This window comes from Paenibacillus sp. IHBB 10380 (assembly GCF_000949425.1).
GTDB lineage: Bacteria > Bacillota > Bacilli > Paenibacillales > Paenibacillaceae > Paenibacillus_AQ.
Genome location: NZ_CP010976.1, coordinates 2,220,281 through 2,242,989, shown reverse-complemented (window position 1 = coordinate 2,242,989; position 22,709 = coordinate 2,220,281). Strand labels below are relative to the sequence as shown.

Sequence of the window (22,709 nt, the reverse complement as noted above, 5' to 3'; positions counted from 1 at the left end):
GCTCCTATGTTGCGAGTCGAACATGTAACACATTCTTTTAAGAACGGTAGTGAATCAACACCGGTGCTTCACGATATTAACTTTGCAGTGAAGCAGGGGGAGATGGTCGCTCTGCTGGGCAGTTCCGGCTCCGGCAAGTCAACACTGCTGAATCTGATGGCAGGCTTAATGAAGCCAACAGAAGGGCATATTTACATTGCTGATCAAGATATCGTTAAGATGAGTGAGAACAAGATTTCTGAATTTCGGAGAAAAAGTATTGGGTTTATCTTTCAAGCCTATGAGCTGATCACCAGTCTGACTGTCCGTGAAAATGTGGAGCTTCCGCTGGTGTTCCAATCCGTGTCTCCGTCAATCCGCAAGCAAAAAGCTATATCTTTGCTAGAGAGCGTCGGCCTTCCGGACAAGGGTGATTTATTCCCTTCCCAGCTGTCGGGTGGACAGCAGCAGCGTGTTAGTATTGCACGTTCCCTGATCACAGAACCGTCCGTCATCTTTGCAGATGAACCGACAGGTAATTTGGATTCGACAACAGAACAAGAAATCATTGGCATCTTACTTCAATTGAACAAGACCATGAACACCACTTTTATTATTGTGACACATGAAATTGAAGTAGCAGAACAAATGCAGCGTATTGTTTCGCTTCGGAACGGTTATTTGATAACAGAAAAGGGTGTATCCACAGAATCGGAACCCGAAGGGGGTGACAAGCATTGAGAATTAGTGATATCTCACGTTTGGCCTGGGATCAGGTCAAGCGGCGTAAGGTTGTCACGGGTCTCTGTATGGCTGGGATATCCATTGGCTGCGCCGCAATTATCGTTGCGCTAAGTATTGGTGAGTCCGCGCAGAGCTATACGGAGAGAGAAGTGAACCGGAATTTCAAGATGGACGAAATTTCAGTTACGCCGAATGTCGGTATCCCTTCACAAGGGGGCGGCGGTAAAGCGGGAGCTTCACAGACCAGTGATAAGCTCGATCCCGGAAAGCTGACCCGCCAGAAGGTAGAGTTGATAAATGGGATCAAGCATGTCACCGCAGCTGCACCTTTTCAAGAGCTTGGTTATATCCAGATGTATACTATGGATAATAAAGTATCCGATGTACAGATTATCGGAACGGATCTACGTCTGCTGATGAAATATGATAATACCTTTAAGCAAGGTGGCCCTTCTGATCTAAGCGGAATGGTAGTCCTTAACTATGGAGCGACAGTGGGATTAGTTGATGCCGAGACTCGGAAAAATTTCTTTGAGCAATTAGAAAGTGATCCGTATAATGCTGAAATTATGGAAAATTACGACAGATTGAGCAATCTGCCTTCGGAGATGTATCAGCAACAGATTCAGCTGCAGTCCCAGTCGAATGACATTACCTCCCAATTGACCCAGACCAATATCAGCTCACCATTTCGTGTAGTAGGCATACTGGATAAAACGGGAAATCCTGATATGGCACTCTATGACAAAAAGGTATACATGTCACTGGAAAGTGCTGAGCGCCTGGTGGAGGAGTTACATCTGAATAATGGAACTGTCGGGCAAGAAGGAGTCTATAACTCTGTTATTGTGAAGGTGGATAGCATAGACAACATCGTACAGGTGGAGCAGATGATTAAGAAGTTGATGCTATCAACGAGTACAAATTTATATCAAAAAGAGGAGATAGCGAAGCAATTCAATATGGTCAAAAAGGCAGCACTGGGTGTAGGGGTATTCATTCTAATTATAGCTTCGATCTCCATTATCGTCGCCATGACCATGTCTACTCATCAGCGCCGCCGCCAGATCGGCATTATGAAGGTGCTAGGGGCTAATATGCGGCAAATCCGTAATATGTTTATTACAGAGGCTGCTTTGCTTGGCATGCTGGGCGGGATACTTGGTGTATTGTTTTCTTATCTCATTGTATTAGGCATCAATAAGCTCATTGGTACAGATCCGGGAATGGGGGAGCCTCTCATTATTGATATTCCTTTAATGACGATTCCAGTGGGGATTGCCTTTGCAATTATGACAGGCGTATTATCGGGGATTTATCCCGCAATTAGCGCATCTAGAACGAATGCGCTCTCGGCAATTAAACGGGATTAACGATTTTAAGTTGAAAGGAAGCCGAAGTGATGAAGAAGACCATAAAATGGATTGTAATAGCATTGATAATATTAGTTGCAGGCTATGTGCTATTTACCCAAATGTACAAGCCAAAAGAAGAGCTGGAGCCTGTAGAACAGCCACAGGCGTTTACCTTTGAGGTGACCAAAGAAAAGATCATCAATTCAGTTCAAGTTAAAGGGAAGTCAAAGTATAAGCAGGAGAAGCTCGTATATGCTCCGTTCGCTTCCAAGGTGACGGAATGGAAAGTGGATAACGGAGCTCAGGTGAAGAAGGGGGATGTACTATACACCCTGGATCAATCCGCTTTGAAGAACGAAATCATAACGCAAGAGGCGACGATCCGTAAGACGAAGCTGGAAGCGGAGCTCAGTGAATTCGTTAGTCAGCAGGAAGATGAGACCGCCGTTCTTGGGGCAACGGAGGCGGAACGGTTAAAGGTGCTTGCAGGGCAGGAGACAGGTCGCCTGAATAATGAGCTTAACAAGGTGAATACGGATATTCAGGAGCGGGAGCTTGCAGTTAAGAAGGACAAGCTAAAAACGGCAGTCTATTATGCGCCAGCAAACGGTATCTTTCTGTTTGACAGCACGAGTGAGCGGCCGCAATCTGTGACGGACAACCAGTACATTGGCAAAATTGTGTATACGAACGAGCTAGAATTCATTGCACTGGTGGGTGAACAGGACATTTTCCGCATCAAGCCCGGCATGAAGGTTCAGGTTAAAATGACCGCATTAAAAGATTTGAAGCTTAGCGGAAAGGTAACCAAGGTATCTAAATTCGCCACGACAGCTGCAGGTCAGACCAACACTACCAGTCAAGCGCCTCAATTTGAAGTGGTGATCTCACTGCCGCCCGACGAGCACTTAATAGGCGGACTCAGTCTGAACGGTGAAATTGAGGTAATACGCAAAGAGAATGCTACGGTTGTTTCCAGCATTGCTATCGTACACGAAGGAGACCTTTCCTACGTTATGCTGGACAAAGGCAACGGGCAATATGAACGAAGAGATATTAAGATCGGTTTGGAAACAACAGACAAGACAGAGATACTCTCAGGACTTAAGGTTGGCGACACTGTTGTTCTCCAGTAAGCCATGACCTATTTGATTTTTGTGGACTCGGAAGATGATCATAAAGGATATTCCGATAATTAACCCTTCCGAATTAGAGGAACAAAGAGGAGCTTTCTATTTATACGAATTCAATAGAGGTGAGTTGAAGTGTTAGAACGTTCAATGGAAAATACGATGGAATTAGAAGTGGAAAGGGAGTGGTATATGAAACAAAAATAGAAAAGGGGATTATTAAAATGAACAAATTTCAAAGTGTCATTAGTGATGGATTTGAATTAAATTATTGTATAAAAGGGTTGGGAAGGCCGGTATTAGTGGTAGGTAGCAGTGTATATTACCCGCGCTTATTCTCGGAAAATCTGTATAAAGAGTTCCAGTTCATTTTTCTGGATCATCGAGGATTTGTTAAGCCACCGTGCGCTTTAGAACCAGAAGATGATATATTAGATAAAGTTTTAGATGATATTGAAACGGCAAGACAAGCTCTTAAATTAGAGGATTTCATCGTATTGGGGCATTCAGGACATGCTTTTATGGCTTTAGAATACGCCAAGAAATATCCTGAACATGTGCAGAAAGTGGTCTTGCTAAATTCAGCACCCACCAATAGCCCAGAAAGACAGCAGCAAAGTTTTTCGTTTTTTGACGAGAATGCAGATCCAGCAAGAAAGCGCCAATTCGAACAAGACATTGCTCTGTTAGAAAGTGACATCAAGCAAGATCCTGAAAGACGGTTTGTTCACATGTGTATTCGGATGGGCGCCCACAGTTTTTACGATTATACGTTTGATGCTGTTTATATGTGGAATGGTGTATATACGAATATGCCAATCATTGATTATTTGTGGGGAAATACATTTGGGAAACTAAATATGATCCAATCGTTGGCTAGTTTCGATAAACCCGTATTCATTGGTTTAGGAAGATATGATTATTTGGTCGCACCCGTCTCGCTGTGGGATTCTATCGATAACACAGATGGGGGAAAGGTGAAGAAAGTGGTTTTTGAGCGTAGCGGGCACAATCCCATGTTTGAAGAACCGCATTCCTTTGACACACAATTGATCGAATGGATCAATGAGGGGAAGTAAGGATTTCACCTAACCATAAAAATTATGCTTGACATTGAACCATACTACAATGTGTATCCTTTATGTATGCAACTTAGGCAGCGTACGATAAGGTTTATACGAAAAAAAGATTGTAAGCTCATATACCCTCAGACCGATTCATTGAATGGAATTGGTCTGGGGGTATTTACGATGCCAACTGAAAATATATCGTTTCGATTATTCCCATGGCTTAATCCGATAGTGAGATAGGTAATGTTATTGTCGTGTGCAAAAAGTAGTGAATTTCGGTACAATATAAGGTGAAATATAATTTGATAAAAGGGAGGGTCATTTATGTTGAATGGTCCAAATCCGAATAGTGTGTTTCCGATGTCTGGAGTTCGAAGTCTTTGTTTTTTAAAAAACATCGTCAAAAATCCGAACATTATTGTAGGAGATTATACATATTATGATGATTTGAACAATCCGCTATCCTTTGAAAACAACGTATTGTATCATTTTGATTTCATGGGTGATCGATTGATTATCGGTAAATTTTGTGCAATTGCTTCTGGAGCTAAATTCATTATGAATGGTGCTAATCACAACATTCAAGCGTTTAGTACTTATCCATTTGGCGCATTCGGCCAGGGGTGGGAAGCAGGTTTGGAAGGATTGAGTGGTGGAAGTAAAGGCGATACAATGATCGGAAACGATGTATGGATTGGTCATAATGCAACAATCATGCCCGGAGTTCGAATCGGTGATGGAGCGATTATTGCAACAAACTCAGTAGTAACTAAAGATGTTAAGCCTTATACAATTGTAGGTGGGAATCCAGCCGCGGTTATCCGCGATCGATTCAATGAAGAAGTAACCGAATTGCTACTTCAACTCCAATGGTGGGAATGGGATATTGAAAAGATCACTAAATTCATATCAGTTTTATGTAGCAATGATGTTGAGCAACTAAAGCAGCTGATGAAAAAGGAAAACGGTGTGTAGTAGAAGAATATCTAGGAATAAGCACCTTATGAGTTCAATTCTCATTCCCTTCAGAGCGCTAAAAGTGTGGATTTGCACATAAAAAGACCGTCCGGTATATTTTCCGAACGGTTCTTCTTGTTGGCGATGAACCGGTTGCCTACTTCTCTACCATTTCAATTAAGCTGTCTTTATTTTTTTAAAACTATTAATGTTTTACTCCCACGTTTGCTAGTTTTTCTGGTTGGTGTTTGTAACGGAAAGTGAAGAAGAAAAGGATTCCTAATAGCATGGCATATGCAGCAAAAAGGAGCCAAATAGTCTGCCAATCTTTCATGCCATCTACAGTGAAATAATCCACTACTTTACCACTTGCAATAGATCCTACATAAGCACCGACACCATTAACCATTGTCATAAATAGTCCTTGTGCACTGGCACGAATATCAGAGCTAACTTCTTTTTCGATATAGATGGAACCCGAAATATTAAAGAAGTCAAAGGCACAACCATAAACAATCATAGATAACATTAGTAATACAAAGCCAAATGGTGAAGGATCACCGAATGCAAATAGGCCAAAACGTAATGTCCATGCAAGCATACTTATTAACATAACTTTTTTAATGCCGAACTTTTTCAAGAAGAAAGGAATGGCAAGGATAAAAGCAACTTCAGCTATTTGTGAAACGGATAAGAGAATGGATGGATATTTTACAACAAAACTATCGGTATAAGCCGGATTTGATGCAAAATCATGTAAGAATGGATTGCCAAATGTATTTGTGATTTGTAATACAGCACCAAGTAACATAGCGAATACGAAAAATAGTGCCATTTGTGGTTTTTTGAATAAAACGAAAGCATCTAAACCAAGTATGCTGACCCAGTTTTGATTTTTCTTTTTTTTCGCAGTTGGAACAAAAGGCATAGTAAAAGAATAAAGAGCCAAAATAAGTGATGCACCAGCTGCGATATAAAGTTGCATGTTACTCAGTTCGAATCGGAACAAACTAATTGCCCACATCGCTAGAATAAAACCGATTGTCCCAAAAACACGAATGGGTGGGAAACTTGTGACCGTATCAAAATTATTCTTCTCTAAGCAGGTGTAAGAAATGGTATTGGATAAAGCGATAGTTGGCATAAAGGCCATCGCATTTACAAGTAAGACCCAGAACATTATAGTGGGATCACTTACTGAAGCTGCATAATAGAGCGCTCCCGCACAAATCAGATGAAGGATGATGTATAGACGATTGGCAGGAATCCATTTATCGGCTATAATTCCTATTAAACTTGGCATAATTACAGCTGCAATACCTTTTGTACTATAAACCATCCCAACTTCTATACCCGTAAAACCGAGTGTATTAATCATGTAAGAGCCTAGTGTAACAAGCCAACTTCCCCAAATAAAGTATTGTAAAAACGACATGATTTTTAAACGGTTTTTAATCCCCATGTTGTTCCTCCTACATTGTATCAATCGTAAACAATGAACCCAGAGAAACAAATGTACTTCCTTTCATGCTAAACCTACTTACCATACGTTCTTTTTATCATAATGATAAAAAGATGACAAATTAAAACCGGGAAATCACTTCTGTAACCAGTTTTAGGAAAGTTTCTTTTACACGGTTTGCCGTTTCAATGACTTCATCGTGACTAAGTGGTTGGTCAAGAATACCGCAAGCCATATTAGTTAGGCAAGAAATTCCTACAGTATCCATTTTGGCATGAGTTGCAACTAAAGCTTCAGGTACCGTTGACATCCCTACAGCATCAGCACCTAGAGTACGAATCATCCGAATCTCAGCAGGTGTTTCATAAGTTGGACCCGTCCACCAAGCATAAACACCTTCACGTAAATTCACGTTTTGTTCCGTTGCAACCTCTTTAACGATGGATCTTAATTTTTTATTATACACTTCAGAAACATCAGGGAAACGAGTGCCTAAATCCGCATTGTTAGGGCCAATCAAAGGGTTATTAGCTGTTAAGTTGATATGGTCGGTAATTAGCATCAAATCACCAGGATTGAAATCGGTATTAATTGCACCACAAGCATTGGTTACGATTAATTTGTCAACACCTAGCGCTTTCATAACACGAACAGGGAAGGTAACTTGATCAAGTGTAAATCCTTCGTAATAATGGAAGCGGCCTTTCATTGCAACGACGTTCTTTCCTCCAATCGTCCCAATGACAAGTTCATTTGCATGGCCAACCGCGGATGATTTAGCAAAATGAGGGATATCATCATAAGAGATATGTACCGCATCCTCTAATGTGTCGGCGAATGGTCCAAGTCCTGAACCTAAAATGATACCAATGGTTGGTTTAACTTTCGTAAATTTCTCCACATAATGTTTAGCTTCTAAGATCTCTTCTGTTTTGTGCATGTTTGTTTCCTCCTATATGGATAACAGTATTAAGCGCTTTCATGAGTTATTCTAGCATGCTCAAAATTAAAAGTAAACGACTTTTTATCAAATTGATAAAAAGGTACTAATCCACTTATAATCTGATCTTGATTTTTAGGAGGGACTCCGTTACCATTTTCACTAGAAGATTGTGGCTTTATGAAAGGAGCTTCTTCCTTATGAATGAGATGTTAATAGAATTTCAGACAACTAAAAACTCCAAAATAAAAAAATTAAAATGGCTATATGCATTAATTCGAAATTACGGTCCGGTTAAAGTAGAAACGTTAATTGAAAAAACACATATGAAACCTGCTACTTGCGCCCGTATGCTCGACCAATTAATAAAAGGAAAGCTTATTTCGGGTAGTGAGTTTGGTGAATCTACGGGGGGGAGAAAACCAATTTTATATCGAATTAACCCTAATGAAGCTTATGTGATTGGTATTGAAGTAACGAATCTTTATTCTACTATTTTAGTACTCAATTTAAATTTAGATATTCGTGGCCAAATTAAAATGAAGACGACGAATATTCATTCGATCTATGAAACATTAGATGCTTTGATTCCCAAAATAGAAGACTTGCTGTCAAGTCATCATCTTGGGGTAAAGGATATACTTGGAATTGGAATTTCAATTGATGATCTTTTTAATCCAACCGATCAAACCAATGAAAGTGTTTCTGTACAAATAAAAAAAATTCAAGATTACATTCACAGTAAAATTCCGATTTATGTAACACTTGGAAGTGGTGTGAATTTTGCAGCACTTTCAGAACATCGTTTACACTTTTCAGCATTAAGCGAACGGTTTTTATTTACGATGTGTGATATCGAAATTCGCATTTGTACAATTACAGGGGGGGATATTCCTTATACAGAACCTCACAAAACGAATACTTTTGGTCATGTCACAGTTGATATTAATGGATCAAGATGTCAATGTGGTTCTTATGGTTGTTTGTACACCTTTAGTTCCTTGGCAGCAATAAAAAATAAAGTTATTCAATTCGTTAAAAGAGGCAAGCCCTCCATTCTTTTGGAAATGGTGGACTCAATTGAAGAAATTGATTATCACCTCATTTTGAAAGCAATTGAAAAAGGTGATGTATTATGTACAGAGGTTCTTGAAGAAGCAGCGTATTACTATGGAATAGCATTATCAAATATCATTTTAACTTATCAACCGGATACAGTCGTATGTGGAGGAACATTGGTCCCGAAGGGTTCGTTTTTTGAAGTAACCAAGCAAACCGTTGAACAAAAATTGAAGCTTTATCCGCAGCTTAAAACTGCTATTTTCCCAGCAAATGATTCGTATGAAATTGTATCACAAGGAGCTGGAGGAATGGTTTTAAACCATTTATTAGCATGACCCTAAAGCATCCAATCCAACTGTGTCTACAGCCCCTAATGCCCAGAAGCTATCTTAATAAAAGACATAAATAAGAAGATTGAAGAAAGCTATCTCATCCGAGTAGAATCGACTCAGATGGGGTAGCTTTTTTCTGTACCATAATAACCTGTAATGCCCAGTCTGCATGTGTCTATGAAATATCTGAAATCTATTGAACAGAGTCCAATCCTCCTGCTCGATGCGGGCCTAACGTCATGACTTGAGATAATTGCTCGGCCATATGTGATGCAGAGTAGGGCAAATTATTTTCGAGCCAAGATATAATGACGGCTGTGTATGCACCGGTAACATAGGTGACCAACAAATTTTTCGATACGACGAATTGGCGTTCATCCGGCTGCATGATTGAAATACTCTCTTTATAGAGTTGTTGAATAACATCGGATACGCGCCGTCCGAATACCGGAATCTCTTGTAACATGACCCGATAGAATTCGGCATGCTTTCCTATATGTTCAAACATACGGATAAAAAAAGGGACGGGATCGTAATCCACGTAAGATTCTGTTTGTTTCTGGCTACAAGACCGCTCGCCGCGTACATCTTTCACCGCCTCGTTAAGCATTTCATCCATGTATTGCTGAAGTAAATCCTCCTTATCTAGATAGTGATAGTAGAAGGTGGATCTATTGATATCGGCGCGTTCAGTTATATCTTGAATCGTAATGGTGTGAAACCTCTTTTCGGCAATCAGTTGAATGAGCGCCCGCTTTATAAATTGACGTGTTCGTTTTATGCGCCGATCCATTTTTTTGTTGTTTTCCAACAAAACCATCCTCCTCATTGAAAAATTTGCACGTTATCCAACACATGAACATCTCTCTGTTGAATAACAAACATGATAAGACAATCTGCTGGTTGTTCTCATGTTCTATACAATTATAATAATAATAGGTTGTTAAAATTTACAACTTAATAGTTTAAATAAAGAAAAGAGGGACGATAAAAATGCCGTTGCATCCACAAATTCACGATTTTCTCGAACGAATCAATGGGGTCGCCGACCATGTGTCTTCAGACCAAATGACAATAGAGCATCTCCGTCATTATTTCACATTAACATGGGTGACGGAACACGTTGAACCGGTTAAGCAAGTACAAAATATTGAAATACCTGGACCTGAAAGTGAAATCCCTATGCGCGTCTATACCCCTGAAGGGGAGGGGCCATTTCCGGCTTTAGTCTATTATCACGGCGGCGGTTTTGTATTGGGTGGCCTGAATTCGCACGATTCGATATGCCGTTTATTGGCGAATGCAGCTTCGTGTGTGGTCGTTTCCGTCGATTATCGGCTGGCCCCGGAGCACAAATTTCCTGCGGCAGTGGATGATGCATTCGCAGCATTAAATTGGGTCGCTCATCATGCCGCTGAACTTAACGTAAATCCGTTACAAATAGCCATTGGAGGCGACAGCGCTGGAGGGAATCTTTCAGCCGTCATGGCGATCAAAGCCACAGCACAAGGGAATCCATCGATCATGTTTCAACTACTAATCTATCCTGCCGTTACGACCAACATGAAATTCGAGTTCCCTTCGATGTCCGAAAATGCCGATGGATATTTGTTAACTAGAGAATCTATTCTATGGTTCTATAGACAATACTTAAGCAATGAAGAGGATGCTTCACATCCGTATTCTTCTCCTTTATTATATCAAGACTTGAGCAACCTCCCCCCAGCTATGATCATTACGGCTGAATACGATCCGTTAAGAGATGAAGGCAAGGCTTACGCCGAACGTTTGCAAGCAGCAGGTGTGTCTGTGAACTATAAATGCTATGAGGGCATGATTCATCAATTTTTTAATCTGGCACATGAAGTGGATGCGGCAAAAATGGCAATTCAGGATGCCGCTTGTGCACTAAAAGACGCTTTTACAGCGAAAGGAAATGATTAACACATGTAAACGAACAATGGATTACCGTTCACTTCCTTCATTGTTACGATGAAAAGTATATCCAGGATACTTGACAACTGGCCATTTTACTTTACGTAATTTAGGTAATAGATTAGGTCCGACATTCAAATTGCTTTGAATAAGTTCGGTAGGAGTGAGGGCCATCCATTGATTGAGCGATACATCGGCGAATCGGTCACTTTTAAACATTTCTAGAAACCATAACGTCGTTGTGCCTGTATTTTGAATATAGTGACCATATGCAAAAGGGACGTAGCCAACATCCCCAGCTCTATAATCAAACGTACGGGCGTTACCATTGCCAGCAAAGACGGTCATTCGACCTTGCCCGGTGAGATAGTATTGCCACTCATCATTATTCGGGTGCCAATGCATTTCTCTCATTTCACCTGGTTCAATTTCTACTAGGGCAGCGGCGATGGTTTTGGATATAGGAAAGTTAGAGGAGTCTACGATTCGTACAGTACCACCTGGAGTTTTGATTGGAGGTTGAGAGAGCAACTCATATTTAAAGGATAAGGGTATTGTGCCATAGGGAGAGGCGATAGCTTGACTATTGATCGTACCTGGAACGGAATCTTGATAAATATATACTTGTTCCGTAGGGATTGAACTAAAGTCCGATTCTGGAACACCAAAATTTGCTGATAATACTTCCTTAGGCGTATGTGCGAACCAGTCCGAGATAGACAATGTGTTCAGATCGGAGAAGTTTCCATCGTCAAAAACTAGGAGAAACTCACAGCCTTCCTCAAGACCTTGTATGGAGTGAGGAAGGCCTGGTGGAAAGTACCAGAGATCACCAGGCCCCACATCAGCAATGAAATTCCGTCCGTTCTGGTCAACGGCAGTAATACGGGCTCTCCCCAGTAACATATATGACCATTCGGCTTGCTGATGCCAATGGAGCTCACGCACTCCACCCGGAGTAAGACTCATATTGACTGCGGCGAGGGTCGTGGCAATGGGTAACTCTCTAACCGTCACTTCTCTTGACCAACCACCGTGATTAAGCTGCATATGGGTATCTGAGAAAGAGAATCTCATATTCGGAATGAGTCCATTATCCGTAATAGGTGGAACTAGCATATCTGGATTTTCCAAATCTCTTAGAACATCACGGGGGCCTTTGTCAATTCCTCCAGTACCATCACTCCTGATGGGTTGTGGTATCTGAATCTTTTTTGAGGGATGATTACTCATATGTTGATCTTCCTCTCTTCATATAAGGCATAATTTATAGCGTATGAGTTGAAATAGCACATAGAGATTTTATGACTATCGGGAGTGTATTATGTAACATCTACTAAACGACTTGGTTCCAGCGTTCGAGAAAGTTCCATATCTACATATGGATTAGTCTGATTACCTTTAATTAAAGATAACTAGACTAATCCGTGCGACACGAATCACTATTTTTTGACAAGCTGATCAATCTAGAGTAATATCCACATGTAATTAATGCCATCGTTAGGTGAAGCTCCGCACATAGTGTACAATTCGAATGGATAGGGAGGGACATGGTTATGGACAGCAGTCAGAGTCGAAGTTTCAATCGTCTAGTTAGAACCTATAAAGAAGAAGCCTATTGTTGGTCCACCCAGTCGCTTCCCCTTCCAACCTCCATTGTTCTATATTGCAAATAGACTGTTGGATCATGTTGATTTGATACGGAAGCGTAAGCAGGAATATGGATCTATAGCTCAAGGCTCTCTCTTTACAGGGAGAGCTTTTTTTGCATTTAACTTGCTAGGAATCCAGTTATGGGGGTGGAAAATAGTGGATACTGCTAATCGTAATCAAGTACTTATTGTTGAAGATGACGATAATATTAGACGTTTTGTGTCGATTAATTTAATAAATAACGGATTTGTGGTGAATGAGGCCGCATTTGGAGAAGAAGCGTTACAGAGCTTCTCAACGAATCGACCCGACGTTGTTGTTCTGGACATTATGCTGCCAGATGCCAATGGATTTGAAATCTGTCGGAAGCTAAGAGAGAGGGACCCTGCGGTCATTATCGTCTTCTTAACTGCACGCGGACAAGATCTGGACAAAATCAAAGGACTTGAAATCGGTGCTGACGATTATATTGTCAAACCATTTAATCCGTTAGAGCTTGTAGCACGAATTAAAGCCATATTGCGCCGTACAGAAATTTCCCTAAAACCACAAAGACTCGTACTTCAATCCGGTCCAATTCGGATGGATCTGAATTCGAATAAGGTGTTCAAACATGACGACCTTATTGAATTAACACCGAAGGAATTCCAAATGATTAGAACCTTCCTAGAACATCCCGATAGAGCACTATCCCGAAATGAATTATTGAACCTCGTATGGGGAGAGGATTATATAGGAGATCCTAAAACGGTAGATGTCCATGTGCGAAAGTTAAGAGAGAAGATTGAAGATGATGGCTCCAAGCCACATTGGATCGAGACGGTATGGGGACTCGGATACCGCTTCAGGAAGGACGGTTGAAGAAATGGGTATTCAGAAAAGATTAGTAGGAAGTTATGTTGTGGTCATTTTCCTCACTGTTCTTATTCTTGAGATTTTTCTCATTGTTTCTGTGAGATATTATTACTTTCATAATGTAGAGCGAATCCTGATGAATCAAGCGGAGCTATCCGCTTCTTTTTTTCAGCAATATTTTGCCGATGAAGATCTGGAGAAACAATCGGATCGATTATTGAAGGGGTTTGCACACAATTCCGATGCGCAAGTACAGATTATTAATCCCTCGGGCCGACTTCTGCAGGACTCTACTGGACTTCAAGGGGACAACAATATGATCAAGTATTTAGATGTGCAAGCAGCTATCCAAGGACAACCTGGTACTTGGAAAGGGAAGAACCCCTCAACTCAAGAAGCCATATTAGCAGTATCATATCCCTTACAAGCAAATGACATCGTCGTGGGGGAAGTCAGGTTTGTCACTTCCTTGACTGAAACACTAAATACGGTTAATCAAATTACAGTCATACTGATCTGTATCGGTATGCTTGTTATTGCGATTGTTACCGCTCTTGGACTATTGCTGTCATGGACCATAACGAGATCAATTAAGGATCTTAAACAGGCAGCAGACCAGATGACAGAAGGAGACTTTAGCATAAGAGTACGTAAGCGCTACCAGGATGAGCTGGGTTCCCTGGCAGATACGTTTAATATGATGGCAAGTAGAATATTGAAGAGCGAACAGCTTAAAAATGATTTTATTTCATCCGTTTCGCATGAACTGCGTACGCCATTAACGTCGATTAAAGGTTGGGTCATCACGTTGAAATCCAATGGGAACGGCAACAAGCCACTACTTCATGAGGGACTTGATATTATTGAATCAGAAAGTGATAGGTTAACTCGTATGGTGGATGAGCTGTTAGATTTCTCTAAATTGGATAACGGAAGAATTGTCATACACTTTGCACCGGTTCATCTATCGGAATTATTGCATCATATTGGCAGACAACTTGCTCCAAGAGCTGCTAGGCAAGGGATTTCACTCGAAATACAAGCAGATGAGACCCTTCCTACCATTCAAGGAGACGAGAATCGATTGAAGCAAGTACTGATTAATCTAATTGATAATTCGCTAAAATTTACAGAATCTGGTCAAATTCTAGTACACGCTCATACCGCTCTAGGGCAAGTCGTTATTACCGTTGAAGACACTGGCTCAGGAATTGCAGAGGAGGATCTAGCGAATGTGCTGCAAAAATTCTACAAAGTAGATCAACATGCTTCTGGAAGTGGCTTGGGTTTATCTATATCTGATCAGATTATAAAGTTGCATCACGGAGAATTACGATTAACCAGTAAGGTTGGCAAGGGAACGACAGTCCATATCTTTCTACCGATATAAGGAAATCGAGATTTAACTATTTCATAACCACTTCGTTCCCTTTCAAAGATAGAATAGTAAATAACCTTGACAAGCGAGGAGTAGGTAATCAGAATGCTCAACAAGCTCATTAGAATAGGTATCATGTCGACTACGTTATTGTTGCTCGGAGGATGTGGGATACCCGCAACCCCCTTAGATATGATTAAGCCGCCATTAACAGAAGCAAGCATTCAGCGATATAAAATCAGCCATGAACTTATCAAATTACTGCCTGACGAGGTTCAATTGTTAGCCCCCATGCAGGGGAAAGACGGCAATGACATCTCATTCGGAGATATGGACGGAGACGGTATCAATGAAGCTGTCGTTGTATATGAAGAGAATAAAGCGACAGGTAAAATGTTAAAAGCGGCTCTATTTAAGCAACATAATGAGGAGTGGCGAATAGTCTCGGAAGTCAAGGGCTTTGGTTACGGCTTGGAGTATGCCGGATTTCCAGATATTAATCAGGACGGTCGATCTGAGCTCGTGCTTGGCTGGTCATTGGGGGATGCAGGAAATGGTCTGGACATTTATGGATTAAGTGAAGATAAGTTAAAGCTGTTATCCAAGAAGGAGTATCACGGTAAGTTCGATCTTGAGTAACCATTCACTAGGATAGTAGTTAAAGCGATGGAGGTGTCCTATGATTTGAACGGTAAAATAAGAGGCCGTCCTGATTTTCCACTTCTTTTTTTGACTGTTTTGCTTGTTGGTTTTGGTTTGATTATGATTTTCAGCGCAAGCTCTCCGATGGCCATGATAAAACACAATAGTCCGTGGCACTACGTCATGAAACAAGGCGTATTTGCGCTCATCGGATTATTTGTGATGTTCATTTTTATGGGTATTCCTTTTTCATGGTGGAAGAAAGCTGCGCCGATCCTGCTACTGTTCTCATTACTGGCACTTGTTCTCGTATTAATAGGGGGAGCAAACATAAATGGCGCGAGACGATGGTTTGTTCTGAGCGGTTTTAATTTACAGCCATCTGAGTTTACCAAGTTATCCATCATCGTATATTTGTCAGCGATAGTAAGTAGAAAAGGAGATCATATCCGAAATTTTCGTAGAGGCTTACTCCCTATTATAGTGATTATCGGCATCATTCTGCTGCTTGTCATGAAACAACCCGATTTCGGCACGATGTTAATCTTATTCTTTATTACTATAACGATCCTTTTGATCGGTGGTGTTGATCTCCGTCATCTTTTCATCCTTAGTTTAGCACTCATCCCTATATTTGTTTATCTTGCACTTAGTAAGAGTTACCGTCTCCAGCGAATCAGCTCTTTTCTAAATCCACTTGATAGTCCACAAGACTCTGGGTATCAACTTATTCAGTCGCTCTATGCACTAGGACATGGCGGCCTTACGGGGATAGGAATCGGTCAAAGTGTGCAGAAGCTGTTTTATTTGCCGGAAGCTCATACCGATTTTATCTTTGCTGTGATTGGCGAGGAATTCGGGTTTGTGGGTACGTGCCTGCTCATCATCGTGTTTTTCCTTTTTATCTGGCGAGGTTTTATTGCTGCAATAAGGAGTCATGATCCATTCGGTTTAATGCTAGGGACGGGCGTCGTCATGATGATATTTATTCAATTTCTATTGAATATTGGAGCTGTAACAGGCAGTCTGCCAATTACGGGAGTACCGCTTCCCTTTATTAGTTATGGTGGATCTTCGCTCGTTTTGTGTTTAGCAAGTACCGGCATTTTACTTAGTATTTCACGAGATAACTATAGAAGACGTCAAGAAAACTACAGAAATCCAACAAAATAGAGGTTGTCATATGATTATCACTCGCATAATTGAAAAACTGGATAAATTCGTGCTTTTCATTATATTGTGTCTTGTTGGCATGGGTACGATTGCTATTTATGGAGCCACAACGGATACGAATTTAGAAGGCCTTCACATTAGTTATTTATATCTATTCGGTGCATTCTGCATTCCGATGCTGGTTCTCGCATTGTTAGATTATAGAATTCTGTTAGGCAAGCTATCCTACCTTTTATATGGAATCGGCATTGGGATGCTGGTTCTTGTCAAGTTTACCGGAGAGAACATTAACGGTGCGGTTCGTTGGCTAAGTATTGGACAATTTCAGCTTCAACCTTCTGAACTAGCTAAAATATTTACAGTGCTGCTGATTGCTCATTTATTAGGTAAGCGAGAGGGAGCCAAGCTCCGTCTTTTTCAAGATATATTACCGATTTGTATCATTTTCATGATTCCTATCATCTTAATCATGCAGCAGCCCGATTTAGGCACTTCTCTAGTCTTTGTGGGCGCACTGCTTAGTATGCTGTGGATGGGTAACATCCGTTCATTATATATGATTCTGTTCATCAGTATTATGATCATTACGATAGGCACAATATTATGGCTATACTATGCCAATTTCGAATTGTTATCCAAGATTGTAGAGCCCCATCAAATGTCAAGAATTCAGACGTTTCTTGACCCAACCAGCGATCCCGATAAATCATGGCATGTTAAAAATGCGATGTATGCGATAGGTTTGGGAGGATTGACTGGAAGTGACGGATCTTTTTTACGTAGAGGGTTTATTCCTTATGCGTATTCCGATTCGATCTATGTGGTCATAGGAGAGGGATATGGTTTTTTGGGTTCTGCGTTGCTGTTGATGCTCTATTTCCTGCTCCTGTATCGTATGGTTCATATCGTCATAGATAGTAGAGAACTTGCAGGATCATATCTTGTTACGGGGCTTATAGGAATGTTAGTCTTTCAAATTTTCGTTAATATAGGCATGCATATCGGTTTGGTACCCCTGACGGGTATTTCCTTACCGTTCATAAGTTATGGAGGTAGCTCACTACTTAGCAATATGATTGCAATTGGCTTGGTGTTAAGTGTCAAATTTCATAAAGACGATATCTATATTGAATGAACTAAAGATCAACCTTATTATTACAGAAATAGAAAGCAGGTTATGAAATTGGGTATATCTCAAACGGATGATCTCGTATTTCAATTCATCAATCATATGGCAGTAACATTCTCAACATTAAATCCATTCATGCGATTTCTATCAGAAAAAGCGGAATATCTTTTTTACCTAGGGATTATTGTTTATTGGTTTACTCGCATTCATAAGAACAGGCAAATGGTGATAACAACTCTCTTTTCAGCTTGTGTTGGATTTGGTCTGGGTAGTATACTTTCCCACTTTTTCTATAGGGACAGGCCTTTTGTCCATGATACGGTTAACCAATTGATTGAACATTCCGCTAACGCTTCATTTCCAAGTGATCATTCGATTGGGGCCTTTGTAATCGCAACAGGTATAGGGTTGTTTCATAAGAAAGATGGCGTAATTTGGCTTGTATTGGCGGGTTTGATTTCATTTTCCCGAATTTGGAATGGCGTTCATTATCCTTCCGATGTCATCACGGGAGCATTCATTGGTGTAATTAGTGCATTAATGATTTATCAAATGGTTCATCGATGGTCTGTAGCTTATAAATGTTTGAATGTTGGTATTGATCTTTATGAAAAAATCGAAAAAAAGATTTGGATAAATTATAAAAAAGACCGGTCGTCTAATCTCAAAAATTGAATATTATTAGAATTGAGTGGAGGAAATTATGTCTGTCAAACCCAAGAGAAAAGCAATTCGTAAAGTTATGATGATCATTTACCTTGTCATAATCGCCCTGATCCTTGGAGCTGGAATCTATATGGGATATATATATTATAAGGCGGATGCTGCGATTCAACGCATGGCCGCTCCAGAAAACCTATCTGATAATCCGTCCGGTTATGTAAAGAAGGAATCGATCCAACCTATGATATTTCTTCTTGCTGGTATAGATAGTCGGGAAGGTGGCGGCGGGTTAATGAATACAGATGTTCTTATGCTAGTCAGCTTTAATCCGCAAAACCGTTCGGCCAGTCTGTTGTCCCTGCCGCGTGATTTGTTACTAAAGCCTAAATCATTGCCTTCTCACAAAGCCAATTACTATTATGCCTATTACTATATAAGGGATAGGTCAGAGGTGATTCCCAACACAAAGCGTTTTTTCGGGGATTTGCTAGGTCTTCCGATTGATCATATGGTCGTGGTGAATTTTGACGCGATACGGCACACGGTGGATGCGCTTGGTGGACTAATAATAGATGTCGACATGGATATGAAATATAGCGATTCCACAGACGGAACTCAAATAGATTTGAAAAAAGGCTTGCAGACTCTTAATGGGAAACAAGTGCTCGACTTCGTGCGGTATCGTAAATCGAATGAAGGAACCCAGGAGTCATCCGATTTCGCGCGCAACGATCGGCAGCAGCTAGTGATCAAGCAAATCATTGAGAAATTGGGGGCTTTCCAAGGGATATCCCAATGGGGAAAAGTATTGGACATCATCGGAGAAAATGTGAAGTCAGATATTCCTGAACCCAATCTTCAACAATGGGTCTTCAACTTCCCCATAATCAAACCGGATCATATTCGTTCATTACATGTGGAGTCCCGTTGGAAAAGCCCCTATGTTTACGCGAACAAAGAGGATCTGCAACATGCGTTGACTGCTCTGCGTAATGAGGCAGATATCAGTTCAGAAAGTCCGCTCTACTTAGAAGCTGTTGGGGTGTTGGATTAAAATATGATTAGGGGAACCTGTAAACAATTTGGGGAACGAACCACATTGGATAACCTTTATGCAGAACCGACCTTCCGTTGTGGTTATAGCTACAATATTCATATTGGCAACAAATTTATCGCATCAGATGTAAATATCTATACTGCTATTTATCCATTACATCCATTTGAACGATTATTGCGTTTACTTAATAAATCCTTGCATTTTCTAAATTTTTGGAGTACAATTTTCATTTGAAATAGATGTTACCAAATAATATTTCCGTATAACCTTTTATATAATAAACTTGTATTTTAAAAATAGAAATGGCGAAAGGAGAGTACCCAAATGAAGAAAAGATCATTAAAATCTTTAGCTAACGGAATAGGGTACTCTACTGCTGTTTTCTTTGATCATGCTAATCACGGGAGAAGTATGTCCAAAGTTGGATGCTAGCGACTTTTATCCTTTAGTGTAGAGTGATCTTACTAGGATACAGTGGAGAAAACACCACAGGTCGCTTCCCTGTGGTTACATATTTTGTTATGTACACCGCAGGATTCCTGTGGTGTTTTTTAATACAAAAAAAAGGAGACGGTTAATATGCAATTAAACGGAGACAACATTTATGTGAAACTAGTTGAGGAATCTGATGCTGATTCACTTTTAGCACTTGAAGTGAAGAATAAAGATTTTTTTCAACTATTCACAGGTTCGAGAGAGGAATCCTTTTATACGTATCAAGGACAAGTAGACAGAATTAAAAGTGCAGTTGAATTAAGAATAGAAGACAAAGGTTATGTATTCTTGATTTTTTCACAAAGATCAGGACAAGTCATTGGTGAGGTCATTCTTTCCGAAGTGGTACGAGATAATCTGCAAAGCTGTTGGATTGGCTATTTCTTGGATAAAGACCACAATGGGAAAGGCTACATGACTGAAGCTTTGAGGCTCGTTGTAAAATATGCTTTTCAGGAATTAGATTTTCACCGTATTGAAGCTGGGGTAATGCCTCATAACACTGGCTCAATAAAAGTTCTGTTAAAATCTGGTTTCCATAAAGAAGGCATTGCAAAGAAAAATGTGAAAATTAATGGTCATTGGGAGGATCATCAGACATTAGCCATTGTAAATGACGAAACAAGGGGCATAGAGGCTAAAAAAGTCCAACGTAAAAATCCGAAGACGGTTGCCCCTCCTATCGGATCTTACACTCATCTCACAACTGTTCCAAAAGGAGCAGATTTGTTAGTTCTTTCTGGACAAGTTGGTACAGACATGAATGGAGATTTACCTTCGGATATGAACGAGCAAATCAATAATACGCTTCAGAACATATTACGTATTTTTAATGGTGAATCTGTATCTGCCGATGACATCATTAAAATTAATATTTGGGCTACGGAAGAAGTTGATTGGGATTACTTTAATGAAGTGTGGGAGAAGTTTCATGGTGGTACAGCGCCTTCGATGACGATGTCTTACATCCCATCATTGGCAGTTCCTTCTCTCAAAGTCGAAATAGAAGCATGGGCAGCTAGGTGGTAATTTCTATTGATCACCAAAGTATACCTTTGTAAGTATGTAGTATTTTAGAAATTGATAGGATCTCCGTTCCATATGGAAAATTGCCCACTTTCTTGAGTGAAGGTGGGCAATTTCTATGATGAATCGGACAGCGTTAATGCAAATGACGGATTGTCATACGAAGTGCGACAGCTGCTAAGAGAATAAAAAACGGCCCATGGCTGATTCGTCGAAAGAACCTTCATTAGAAATAAGATTATTTTTTATATCAACATTCACCCATACAATAATCTTATTTTCATATATTATATTTGCTAGTGTTTTTTTTCTTCTAAATCGATTAATATAAAATCAATTCTTATCCCTGTCGTTCATGCTTCGTAAAATGCGTTGCCTCCAAACAGCACGAGAGGGACGAGGCGTTCAGGGCATTAAGCTTGTGAGCTGTTCCGGAGACGTAGTGGTTCCTCGCTGTGACTGCCGTTCATCGGGCGGCTAAGATTTTTTCCCGATCAGCGTGTAGCTCATGGGAAACTTTCCTTCTTTTTCTACATCGGTATAAATACAGGAAATATCGTGTTGGTGCTCCTCGTACTCGGTGATATTGATGCCGCTTTGAATAACTGCGTTGAAAATGGAAGCCAGAGTGTGGCTGAAGCTGTAATTGGTTTGAGACTCATAGGTCGTATTTCCGACATAGTCGATACCGGTATTGGCGATCCAGGGATCGCTTTTGAAATATGAAAAGGCGATTTTCAACGGGTCTTCAAATTCAGGCTCATCCTCCATAGCCAGCATATTCAGTAGCGGGTGCATTTCATAAATAACAAGCATACCGTCTTTTTTCAGCAAGGTAGAGGCAATGCCGAAAAATTTGTGCAAATCAGGTAGCCAGGTGAGCGCTCCAATGGAGATGTACATCAGGTCATACTGGTTGACATGCGTACTGTCAATGTCATAAACATCGGTGCGGACGAAAGTGCAGGGCAATCCGGAAGTTTCGGCAAGCTCCTTGGCTTCCTCGATGGCATGATCCGAAATGTCGAAACCGGTGCCGCTTTGAGCGCCGAGGTTGACCAGGGACAACAATTCCCTGCCGTTGTTGCAGCAAAGCTGTGCTGCACGTTTTCCTTGCAGCCCGAGCCGCCGAAATGTGTCAGTGATGTGTTCGTCGAGGGTGGAGAAGCCTTTGGTTTGAAAGACCTCCTTTAAATTGATTGGATTATGCTTCTGATGGATCGGATTAACTTCATTCCAGGCTTCGCGGTTGGATTTGGTATACGTTTTGATATTCATTTGAACAACCCCTATACAATATAGAATATATATGAAAATTTACCATACAATTTATTTATTTACCAACTATTACTTCAAGAGATTCAAAAGTTAATGAAGCAAGAAAGTAATCGTCATTTGAAGTCCAGTAACTTCTGATTTTTTATAAGCTTGAATGTACCCATTTACCGTTTCAGCTGTTCGACCATTCATTATTTGAAGATGAATCTATGACTCGTGATTATCAAGCTTTGCAGTACACGTTGATTTTCTAGTAACATTCAAATTCTAGGCTGCCTCTTTAAGTTGGTAGCCTATTTGCTGTTTAAATCTAACGTTATGGATTTGCTTGACAGTCAGATATTTTATCATAAATATGTAAAAATAGTATTAATTATCTAATGATCTAATTGTG

The 22,709-nt window shown here is 40.4% G+C and carries 20 protein-coding genes; 15 read left to right on the top strand and 5 right to left on the bottom strand.

The features are described 5' to 3' along the window. Positions 1-6 precede the first annotated feature (6 nt). The 5 genes from UB51_RS09595 (at position 7) to UB51_RS09575 (ending at position 5,253) form a co-directional block, all read left to right on the top strand. Positions 7-720: an ABC transporter ATP-binding protein gene (locus tag UB51_RS09595; RefSeq protein ID WP_044877109.1), complete on the top strand. Its 714-nt coding sequence runs from the start codon at positions 7-9 to the stop codon at positions 718-720. Then, positions 717-2,096 (top strand): ABC transporter permease, encoded by a 1,380-nt coding sequence (locus tag UB51_RS09590; protein WP_044877108.1) that lies wholly within the window; start codon positions 717-719, stop codon positions 2,094-2,096. The genes UB51_RS09595 and UB51_RS09590 overlap by 4 nt, the downstream gene beginning before the upstream one ends. A 29-nt stretch (positions 2,097-2,125) precedes the next feature. Further along, positions 2,126-3,214 (top strand): efflux RND transporter periplasmic adaptor subunit, encoded by a 1,089-nt coding sequence (locus UB51_RS09585; RefSeq protein WP_044877107.1) that lies wholly within the window; start codon positions 2,126-2,128, stop codon positions 3,212-3,214. Between the two features lie 218 nt (positions 3,215-3,432). Then, the gene (locus UB51_RS09580) at positions 3,433-4,287 is read left to right on the top strand and encodes an alpha/beta fold hydrolase (RefSeq protein ID WP_044877106.1); all 855 of its coding nucleotides are present in this window, start codon (positions 3,433-3,435) and stop codon (positions 4,285-4,287) included. Positions 4,288-4,602: 315 nt separating this feature from the next. After that, positions 4,603-5,253, top strand: coding sequence for a CatB-related O-acetyltransferase (locus tag UB51_RS09575; protein WP_044877105.1), 651 nt, complete (start codon positions 4,603-4,605; stop codon positions 5,251-5,253). Between the two features lie 187 nt (positions 5,254-5,440). Here UB51_RS09575 and UB51_RS09570 read toward each other — a convergent pair whose 3' ends face one another. Beyond that, positions 5,441-6,697 carry a nucleoside permease gene (locus tag UB51_RS09570; protein WP_044877104.1) on the bottom strand — a complete coding sequence of 419 codons (1,257 nt, stop codon included), beginning with the start codon at positions 6,695-6,697 and terminating at the stop codon, positions 5,441-5,443. 121 nt (positions 6,698-6,818) lie between these two features. Continuing rightward, positions 6,819-7,637: a purine-nucleoside phosphorylase gene (locus UB51_RS09565; RefSeq protein ID WP_044877103.1), complete on the bottom strand. Its 819-nt coding sequence runs from the start codon at positions 7,635-7,637 to the stop codon at positions 6,819-6,821. Between the two features lie 200 nt (positions 7,638-7,837). On the opposite strand from UB51_RS09565, the gene UB51_RS09560 reads away from it, so the two are divergent. Further along, positions 7,838-9,034 carry an ROK family protein gene (locus UB51_RS09560; RefSeq protein ID WP_199924999.1) on the top strand — a complete coding sequence of 399 codons (1,197 nt, stop codon included), beginning with the start codon at positions 7,838-7,840 and terminating at the stop codon, positions 9,032-9,034. Between the two features lie 190 nt (positions 9,035-9,224). On the opposite strand, the gene UB51_RS09555 is transcribed toward UB51_RS09560, so the two are convergent. Next, complete coding sequence (locus UB51_RS09555) at positions 9,225-9,842, bottom strand: TetR/AcrR family transcriptional regulator (RefSeq protein WP_052675837.1); 618 nt, start codon at positions 9,840-9,842, stop codon at positions 9,225-9,227. 182 nt (positions 9,843-10,024) lie between these two features. On the opposite strand from UB51_RS09555, the gene UB51_RS09550 reads away from it, so the two are divergent. Then, a complete protein-coding gene (locus tag UB51_RS09550) occupies positions 10,025-10,975 on the top strand; it encodes an alpha/beta hydrolase (protein WP_044877101.1) in 951 nt (316 codons plus the stop codon). Positions 10,976-10,996: 21 nt separating this feature from the next. Here UB51_RS09550 and UB51_RS09545 read toward each other — a convergent pair whose 3' ends face one another. Continuing rightward, positions 10,997-12,199: an oxalate decarboxylase family bicupin gene (locus tag UB51_RS09545; RefSeq protein ID WP_044877100.1), complete on the bottom strand. Its 1,203-nt coding sequence runs from the start codon at positions 12,197-12,199 to the stop codon at positions 10,997-10,999. A 576-nt stretch (positions 12,200-12,775) separates the two neighbouring features. Here UB51_RS09545 and UB51_RS09540 point away from each other — a divergent pair. The 8 genes from UB51_RS09540 to UB51_RS09505 all read left to right on the top strand — a co-directional run bounded on the left by UB51_RS09540 (position 12,776) and on the right by UB51_RS09505 (position 21,040). After that, complete coding sequence (locus tag UB51_RS09540) at positions 12,776-13,480, top strand: response regulator transcription factor (protein WP_044877099.1); 705 nt, start codon at positions 12,776-12,778, stop codon at positions 13,478-13,480. Positions 13,481-13,484: 4 nt separating this feature from the next. Further along, a complete protein-coding gene (locus UB51_RS09535; RefSeq protein WP_044877098.1) occupies positions 13,485-14,864 on the top strand; it encodes a sensor histidine kinase in 1,380 nt (459 codons plus the stop codon). Positions 14,865-14,957: 93 nt separating this feature from the next. Next, on the top strand, positions 14,958-15,491 hold the full coding sequence (locus UB51_RS09530) for a hypothetical protein (RefSeq protein WP_044877097.1): 534 nt from the start codon (positions 14,958-14,960) through the stop codon (positions 15,489-15,491). A 45-nt stretch (positions 15,492-15,536) separates the two neighbouring features. Continuing rightward, positions 15,537-16,667, top strand: a complete 1,131-nt coding sequence (gene ftsW, locus UB51_RS09525) for a putative lipid II flippase FtsW (RefSeq protein WP_052675836.1) — start codon at positions 15,537-15,539, stop codon at positions 16,665-16,667. 10 nt (positions 16,668-16,677) lie between these two features. Further along, positions 16,678-17,802, top strand: a complete 1,125-nt coding sequence (locus tag UB51_RS09520; protein ID WP_044877095.1) for an FtsW/RodA/SpoVE family cell cycle protein — start codon at positions 16,678-16,680, stop codon at positions 17,800-17,802. 48 nt (positions 17,803-17,850) lie between these two features. After that, the gene (locus UB51_RS09515) at positions 17,851-18,471 is read left to right on the top strand and encodes an undecaprenyl-diphosphatase (protein WP_234405593.1); all 621 of its coding nucleotides are present in this window, start codon (positions 17,851-17,853) and stop codon (positions 18,469-18,471) included. Between the two features lie 28 nt (positions 18,472-18,499). After that, on the top strand, positions 18,500-19,513 hold the full coding sequence (locus UB51_RS09510; protein ID WP_044877093.1) for an LCP family protein: 1,014 nt from the start codon (positions 18,500-18,502) through the stop codon (positions 19,511-19,513). 582 nt (positions 19,514-20,095) lie between these two features. Further along, positions 20,096-21,040, top strand: coding sequence for a GNAT family N-acetyltransferase (locus UB51_RS09505; RefSeq protein WP_044877092.1), 945 nt, complete (start codon positions 20,096-20,098; stop codon positions 21,038-21,040). Positions 21,041-21,514: 474 nt separating this feature from the next. On the opposite strand, the gene UB51_RS09500 is transcribed toward UB51_RS09505, so the two are convergent. Next, a complete protein-coding gene (locus UB51_RS09500; protein WP_052675835.1) occupies positions 21,515-22,315 on the bottom strand; it encodes a class I SAM-dependent methyltransferase in 801 nt (266 codons plus the stop codon). Between the last annotated feature and the right edge of the window lie 394 nt (positions 22,316-22,709).

Coding starts and splice junctions, on each gene's coding strand:
- UB51_RS09595 (WP_044877109.1), top strand. CDS start 7: ATGTTGCGAGTCGAACATGTAACACATTCTTTTAAGAACGGTAGTGAA.
- UB51_RS09585 (WP_044877107.1), top strand. CDS start 2,126: ATGAAGAAGACCATAAAATGGATTGTAATAGCATTGATAATATTAGTT.
- UB51_RS09580 (WP_044877106.1), top strand. CDS start 3,433: ATGAACAAATTTCAAAGTGTCATTAGTGATGGATTTGAATTAAATTAT.
- UB51_RS09575 (WP_044877105.1), top strand. CDS start 4,603: ATGTTGAATGGTCCAAATCCGAATAGTGTGTTTCCGATGTCTGGAGTT.
- UB51_RS09570 (WP_044877104.1), bottom strand. CDS start 6,697: ATGGGGATTAAAAACCGTTTAAAAATCATGTCGTTTTTACAATACTTT.
- UB51_RS09565 (WP_044877103.1), bottom strand. CDS start 7,637: ATGCACAAAACAGAAGAGATCTTAGAAGCTAAACATTATGTGGAGAAA.
- UB51_RS09560 (WP_199924999.1), top strand. CDS start 7,838: ATGAATGAGATGTTAATAGAATTTCAGACAACTAAAAACTCCAAAATA.
- UB51_RS09550 (WP_044877101.1), top strand. CDS start 10,025: ATGCCGTTGCATCCACAAATTCACGATTTTCTCGAACGAATCAATGGG.
- UB51_RS09545 (WP_044877100.1), bottom strand. CDS start 12,199: ATGAGTAATCATCCCTCAAAAAAGATTCAGATACCACAACCCATCAGG.
- UB51_RS09535 (WP_044877098.1), top strand. CDS start 13,485: ATGGGTATTCAGAAAAGATTAGTAGGAAGTTATGTTGTGGTCATTTTC.
- UB51_RS09530 (WP_044877097.1), top strand. CDS start 14,958: ATGCTCAACAAGCTCATTAGAATAGGTATCATGTCGACTACGTTATTG.
- UB51_RS09520 (WP_044877095.1), top strand. CDS start 16,678: ATGATTATCACTCGCATAATTGAAAAACTGGATAAATTCGTGCTTTTC.
- UB51_RS09510 (WP_044877093.1), top strand. CDS start 18,500: ATGTCTGTCAAACCCAAGAGAAAAGCAATTCGTAAAGTTATGATGATC.
- UB51_RS09505 (WP_044877092.1), top strand. CDS start 20,096: ATGCAATTAAACGGAGACAACATTTATGTGAAACTAGTTGAGGAATCT.
- UB51_RS09500 (WP_052675835.1), bottom strand. CDS start 22,315: ATGAATATCAAAACGTATACCAAATCCAACCGCGAAGCCTGGAATGAA.